This is a genomic window from uncultured Caulobacter sp. (genome assembly GCF_937900395.1).
Taxonomy (GTDB): domain Bacteria; phylum Pseudomonadota; class Alphaproteobacteria; order Caulobacterales; family Caulobacteraceae; genus Caulobacter.
The window spans coordinates 1-4,622 of sequence record NZ_CALCDX010000116.1; the positions used below are offsets into that span (position 1 = coordinate 1).

Below are 4,622 nucleotides of genomic sequence, written 5' to 3' on the forward strand. Positions count from 1 at the left end.
CGCAACAGAAGATAAGCCGAAACCACGAAGCAGATCGCGCCGATCATGCTGGCGCCGTAGCCGAACAGCTTGACCTGGTCCGCCGCCCCGACCGCCACGGTCAGGATCCAGAGAACCCCGCCGCCGAACAGCGACAGGCCCAGCAGGCCCAGAACGATCAGCAAGCTGGCGTTGCCGGAAGAACGCTTCGTCTTCCGCGGGCCGCCCGCGATCCCGGCGACGGTGGAAGGCTCGGAGGCCGCGCTGGTCGAGAAGCCGTCAAGATTGAAGGCCGAGCCGCTGTCGGTCGGCGCGCCGAACAGCGTCGGTTCGTTGGCGACGGGGCCGGGCGCGAACGCCTCCACGGTCGCAGGTTTTTCCGGCGCCTGCGGCGACGGCCGGAAAGGCGTCAGCTCGACGGCGGGCGCGTCCTGGAACAGGACAGGCCCGGAAGAGGCGCCGGCGGCCTTCTCCGGCGCAGGCGGTTCGGGCAGGCTGAGGTCCGGCTGCGCCTTGCTGGGCGGCGCTTCCGCCTCGGCGAGGATGGCTTCCAGGCGCGCGCTGACGGCGGCGGCCGACTGCTCGGTCGCGGTGGGTCTGTCCTCTTCCGGGACAACGATGCTGAACGGCAAGTCGCCCTCGCGGTGGGCGACGATGCGATCGCCGTCCGTGCGGGTGCTGACCGTGGCCGGTGTCTGCTTGGGGATGGCGTTGCTGGCGTCGTAGTCGATCTTCGGACGTAGGATGGGGCTCGGCGCGGGCACCCATTGACCGTTGGCCGGGGTCAGGAACAGCGTCTTCTCGGCCGAGCGGCGACGCACCAGGGCGTCGATGACGATGCGCTCGCCCTCGAAGTCGGCCTTGCGCCACATCTCCATGGCGCAGGCGGCCTGCAGCAGCGAGCCCTCGTTGATGCGGCGCAGCACGCCCGAGCGCACGAAGTTCTCGATGCCGATGTTGAAGGCGAAGCAGACCAGGGCGTCGAACTGGTTCTGGGTCAGCGGCGTATAGGTATGCTCGTTGACCGAGTGGGCCACCGAGATCAGGTCGTACAGCAGCAGGGCCTCGGCGTCCTTTTCCGAGACAGTCGCGCCCGGACGCGCGGTCAGCGTGTGGCCATAGCCGATCGTCCAGCGTCCATCGGGCAGCTGGGCGGACGTCTGACGGTAGCCTTCGAATCTCTTGATGAGATCGACGGCGGCGCGGGAGACCTGATGACGCGGTTTCATCGCCTAGTTTGACCCAAATTGAGACAGACGCGGGTGCGCTCGCCTGTCCCGGCGCAACTTCCGCGCCAGTTTGGCCGGTTCCTCAATGCAAAAGCAGAGACGCGATCAGCAATACCGCGAAGAACCCCGTGAAGTCCGTCAGGAAGGTGACGAAGATCGACGAGGACACCGCCGGGTCGCGTCCCATCTTCTCCAGGGCCAACGGCATCAGGATGCCCCCGACCGCCGCGGTGAAGATGTTGGCCACCAGAGCCGCCCCGACGATGATCGCCAGCTTGTCGTGGTGATCCTGCGGGCCGAAGAACAGATAGGTCGCCGTGCCCATGACCACAGCAAGACACAGGCCATTGACCAGACCGACCAGCAGCTCCCGCAGGATGATGCGGCGGGCGTTGGCCGTGGTCAGCTCCTTGCTGGCCAGCGCCCGCACGGCGACGGCCAGCGTCTGGGTGCCGGCGTTGCCGCCCAGCGACGAGACGATCGGCATCAGGATGGCCAGGGCCACCAACTGGGCGATCTCGGCCTGGAAGATGGCGACCCCGCTGACCGCCAGGGTGGCGGTCGCCAGGTTCAGCATCAGCCACGGCAGGCGCGACTTGACGATCTCGACCACCGACGCGTCGCGACCGGCGTCGGACACGCCGGCCAGGGCCAGGATGTCTTCCTGCGCTTCGTCGCGGATGACCTCGACGATGTCGTCGACGGTGATCTGCCCCACCAGGCGCCCGCCCGGCTCGATCACCGGCGCGCTGATCAGGTGGTACTTGTCGAAGATGTAGGCGACCTCTTCCTGGTCCATGTCGACCGGGATTTCGGTGACCGCCTCCATCAGCTCGGCCAGCGGGGTCTCGCGGCGGCTGCGGAGAAGAATGCTGATTGGAATCGCGCCGACGGGCTTGTAGGTCGGATCGACCACATAGACGTCGAAGAACAGCTCCGGCAGCGTCTCGCCCGCCTCGCGGACGTGGTCGATCGTCTGGCCGACGGTCCAGAACTCGGGCGCGGCCAGGAACTCGCGCTGCATCAGGCGGCCGGCGGTCTCGTCCTCGTAGGACAGGGTCGTCTCGATCGCGGCGCGGTCGGTCTCGCCCATGGCGGCCAGCACCTGGAAGCGCTTGGTGTCGTCCAGGTCGTCGATGACGTCGGCGGCGTCGTCGGTGTCCAGCTCTTCCAGGGCGCGGGCCAGCGTCACCGAGGGCGTAGCTTCCAGCACCTCCTCGCGGATGTTGTCCTCGAGCTCGGAGATGATCTCGCCCAGCGCCTCGGGATCCAGCAGCGGGATGACCTGCTCGCGATACTCGGCGGTGAGGAAGCCCATCAGGTCGGCGACGTCGGCCGGATCCAGCGCCCCCACCAGCTCGCGCAGGCGCTTGGCGTCGCCGCTGTCGGCGGCGTCGACCACCATCTCGACGTATTCGGGATTGAGGGCGTAGTCCTCGCCAAGCGCGAGGTCTTCCAGCTCCTCGGGCGTCTCGGATTTGGCCAGCGGGATGTCGTCCAGCACGTCGTCGGTCAGTTCGGCGGTGTCCCGGGTCATGGGGGCCTCCTGAGCTCTTAGAGCGCGTGGGTTCGTTGGGCTGGTCCGATGAAGCGACCCCGAGGCGAAATCAGGGCCAGAAACGATTAGAGCGCCCCTTGCGAGTCGGAAACCGATTTCGCCGGAGCGCTCTATTCAGGTTCACCTGGTGCGGTCGAGAAGACTCGAACTTCCACGGGTTGCCCCACAGCGACCTCAACGCTGCGCGTCTACCAATTCCGCCACGACCGCTCGTGGTGAGGGGCGGCAGGTAGCAAACTGAATCGGCTTTGGGAAGTCGGAAGTTCGCGTATGGCGAACTTCTCCCCTGCGGCGAATTACGCCCCGCCCGCCATGTAGTCGTAGACGTCGGCCGCGCGCGTCACCTGGATGGCGATGCGGTCGTCGCTGATCTGGATTTCGCCGCGGGCGATCGGGTGGTTGTTGGCCAGGATCCAGACCTCGTCGTTGGTCTTGGCGTCGAGCGGGATCACGGCGCCGCGCCCCATCCGCAACAATTGTTGCATGGGGAGGATCGATCGTCCCAGCAGGACGGAGATCTCGACATTGACGGCGTTGACCTGGGTCACGAAGTAAGGCCCCTGAACTGACACATGCGACCAACCGGGTCGCCGCGTCCAAGATTGCAAGATTAGGGCCGTATGCTTGCGCTCCCGTTAAACGCTGAAAACACTGGACTTCCGACCATGAGGCGCGATGACGCAGCCCCTGTTGGGTGGGCGGTTTCGACCGACTACGTAGATTACCCGGCAGCGGTTGCCGCCATGGAGGCCCGCGCCGCCGCCATCGCCGACGGGACAGCGGGCGAGCTCGTCTGGCTGTTGGAGCACCCTCCCCTCTACACTGCCGGCGTCTCGGCCAAGGCGACCGACCTGCTGGCGCCGGACCGCTTTCCGGTGTTCGAGAGCGGGCGCGGCGGGCAGTTCACCTATCACGGTCCCGGCCAGCGGGTGGCCTATGTGATGCTGGACCTGACGAAGCGCGGGCGCGACGTGCGGGCCTTCGTCGCGGCCCTGGAAGCCTGGATCATCGACGCCCTGGCGGCCTTCAACGTGACGGGCGAGCTGCGCGATGGCCGCGTCGGCGTGTGGGTCGAGCGCAAGGGCGCGGGCTGGAGTCGCGAGGACAAGATCGCCGCCATCGGCGTCAAGTTGCGCCGCTGGGTCAGCTTCCACGGGATCAGCCTGAACGTGGAGCCGGACCTGTCGCACTTCTCCGGCATCGTTCCCTGCGGCCAGACCGAGCATGGCGTGACCAGCCTGGTGGACCTTGGCCTGCCCGTCGCCATGGACGAGGCCGACGCGGCGCTCCAGACCAGCTTTACGAAGGTGTTTGGACCGGTCGAGGACGCGGCGGCGCCGGTTTAGATCGAAATGGTCTTCAGCGGGTTCGGCCCATAGCGGTTCGCCCCCTGCTCGCCGCCCATCACGCCCAGCTCGACCACCGCCCAGGCGATGACCAGGCAGAACATGAAGTCGAGGAAGTGTTCGGGCTGGGGCCAGACGGCGATGAAGGCCACAAGGATAAGGAGCGCCCACCAGCCCGACCGGCCGCGATCGTGCAGTCGCTTGGACAAGACGCAGGCGCCCGAGAACAGCAGGGCCGGATAGACGAGCCAGCCAGTCAGCCAGTGCAGGGTGTATCCGGCGATGGCCTCATACAGCACCGCCACGCCCAGCAGGACAGCCGCCGCGACCAGGAACGGCGTGCGCGCCAGCCGGCCGTTCGACGACAGGAACAGCTCCGCCCACTCGCTACGTTCACTCATGCTCGCCTTGGCTCCGACTCGGCGTTCGATCTCGCCGGCAATCTAAGCGCAGCTTCAGGCGAACTCCACCAGCACCTCGTCGGCGGCGACGGGGTCGCCGCCCTTGGCG

5 protein-coding genes and 1 tRNA gene are annotated in these 4,622 nt (G+C 67.1%); 1 reads left to right on the plus strand and 5 read right to left on the minus strand.

The window, feature by feature from the left end:
- The 4 genes from Q0379_RS10030 to Q0379_RS10045 form a co-directional block, all read right to left on the minus strand.
- Positions 1-1,208: glycoside hydrolase family protein (locus tag Q0379_RS10030; RefSeq protein WP_299007824.1), on the minus strand; the 1,208-nt coding region annotated here is incomplete at its 3' end.
- 82 nt (positions 1,209-1,290) lie between these two features.
- Entirely contained in the window at positions 1,291-2,745 is a 1,455-nt protein-coding gene (mgtE, locus tag Q0379_RS10035; protein ID WP_299007828.1) for a magnesium transporter, read from the minus strand.
- Positions 2,746-2,891: 146 nt separating this feature from the next.
- Positions 2,892-2,976, minus strand: a tRNA-Leu gene (locus tag Q0379_RS10040).
- Positions 2,977-3,062: 86 nt separating this feature from the next.
- Positions 3,063-3,374, minus strand: coding sequence for a FliM/FliN family flagellar motor switch protein (locus Q0379_RS10045; RefSeq protein ID WP_299007831.1), 312 nt, complete (start codon positions 3,372-3,374; stop codon positions 3,063-3,065).
- Between the two features lie 12 nt (positions 3,375-3,386).
- On the opposite strand from Q0379_RS10045, the gene lipB reads away from it, so the two are divergent.
- On the plus strand, positions 3,387-4,112 hold the full coding sequence (gene lipB / locus Q0379_RS10050) for a lipoyl(octanoyl) transferase LipB (RefSeq protein ID WP_299007834.1): 726 nt from the start codon (positions 3,387-3,389) through the stop codon (positions 4,110-4,112).
- Here the strand turns inward: lipB and Q0379_RS10055 are convergent.
- Positions 4,109-4,513: a DUF805 domain-containing protein gene (locus Q0379_RS10055; protein ID WP_066682025.1), complete on the minus strand. Its 405-nt coding sequence runs from the start codon at positions 4,511-4,513 to the stop codon at positions 4,109-4,111. The two genes, lipB and Q0379_RS10055, sit on opposite strands and share 4 nt — an antisense overlap.
- Positions 4,514-4,622: the final 109 nt, after the last annotated feature.